This is a genomic window from Caballeronia terrestris, assembly GCF_001544515.1.
GTDB classification, from domain to species: Bacteria; Pseudomonadota; Gammaproteobacteria; order Burkholderiales; family Burkholderiaceae; genus Caballeronia; species Caballeronia terrestris.
The window spans coordinates 1-1624 of record NZ_FCOL02000357.1 but is presented as its reverse complement, the minus strand read 5'-3'; the positions used below and the strand labels follow the sequence as shown (position 1 = coordinate 1624).

At 59.7% G+C, this 1624-nt stretch carries 1 protein-coding gene; it reads right to left on the bottom strand.

The window, feature by feature from the left end; translation table 11 throughout:
* Window positions 1–35 precede the first annotated feature (35 nt).
* The coding region (locus AWB67_RS37365; protein ID WP_235025590.1) for a PAS domain-containing protein at window positions 36–1624 on the bottom strand (1589 nt) is incomplete at its 5' end.

The following is a 1624-nucleotide window of genomic DNA, read 5'->3' as shown; positions in this document are numbered from 1 at the left end:
AAAGCACACCGGCTCCTCAAGCGCTGGCCGCCTGACTATGCCGACCGCCCCGCGTACACCACTCTTGACGATTTCTCTTCGTCGTTTGGGAATACCCTGATTAGATCGGCCGCCGACGCAATGGGCGCAAGCGGGTTGCGTAGCTCGTGGGAAAGCATCGCCAGGAACTCGTCCTTGCGTTTTGCGGCGAGTAACAATTCCTCCTCGGCCGCTATCCGTTCGGTGATATCCAACTGGGCGACGACCGCGCCCGTAATCTCCCCGTTTTCGTCCCGGATCGGTGCACCGCTGCTCAACAGAACTCGCCGGACTGGCGGTTCGTCGAAACTCTCGATCTCGAGTAAGTCACCGACTGCCTCTTCCCCGCGAAGGGCTCTCGCTGTCGTCCAATCGGCAAGCTCAAGAACCTGTCCATGTCGCGCCGAGTGGTCCGCCCAGCGAGCCTTCCAACTACCGAGATCAGCAAGAGTCGTCCGGGTCGGGTGATCTTTGCCCCATAACTGCGCAAACATTCGGTTCTCGCGCTCGATCGCACCGTTACGGTCACTGACGACAATCCCAACGGGCACCACCTCGAGAAGCGCATCGAGGCGGCGAGTGGCGGCTTCCGCCAGCAGCGCCGCCGCCCGGGCGCCGCGTTCGCTTCGTTTGCGTCGCTGCTCAGCGTTTCGCTGCTCGGTGATATCCGAAAACAGGACGGCCACCTGGTTCGGTCTAGACGGATCCAGGCGAAATGCGTGCACGTCGTACCAACGTTCGAGCATCGCCGCCTCGTTCTGGAAATGCGCCGGCATGCCCGTTCGCGCGACCTCGCCGTAGGTCTCGAACCAATGCCTTTCATGATGAGGCGCTAGTTCGAGCATGGTTCGTCCGGTTGCGCTGACCAACCCGGTTTGCGCCTCGAACGCCGGATTCACGGTGAGGAACCGATAGTCCGCAGCCGTTCCGTCCTCGTGGAACAGCATCTCAATGATGCAAAAGCCTTGGTTGATTTGCTCAAACAACGTGCGATACCGAAGTTCGCTGTCAGAAAGCGTCGCGGAAGAGGCGTTTTCTGGAGCCGCCTTGCACGCGGTGACGGTCTGGCGGACGCAGACGAGTTCACCGCTTTCATCATGCACCGGCGCATGCTCGACTCTCCAAATGCACTCTCCGTCGGTCAGCGCGGCGTGTTCACCGCAAAGCGGAAGATGCCCGCGGGTCATAACGACGCAGTCCGGTGCGCCGTTCGCAACGACCAGCGCAATTGAACGACGTAAGGCTTCTCGCGTGGATTTGCATCCCAGATGCAACCCAAGAAGATCGAAAAGACTGACGCCGACGATCCCCCTTGGCTCGATCGAAAACGCGCGCGCGAAAGCGTCACTGACGGCGAGCACGATCGCATCAGGACCAGTCGATAGAAGCAGGCAAGCAGCGGGGGACGCATGAAACGCGTTCTTGTAGACAGATAAAGAAGTCACTTCGTCAGCTTCGTTCATGTCATGGGCGGAAAGACCGTTCGAGATTGGCTGATGCAATCGCGCTGAAATCTGCAGCGTCGGTATTGTCGATGGTGCTGGAGATCCGCACAAATCTGGCGGCGTCAGGTTGACGTCGGCGTTACATAGGCATAGGCGGAGAT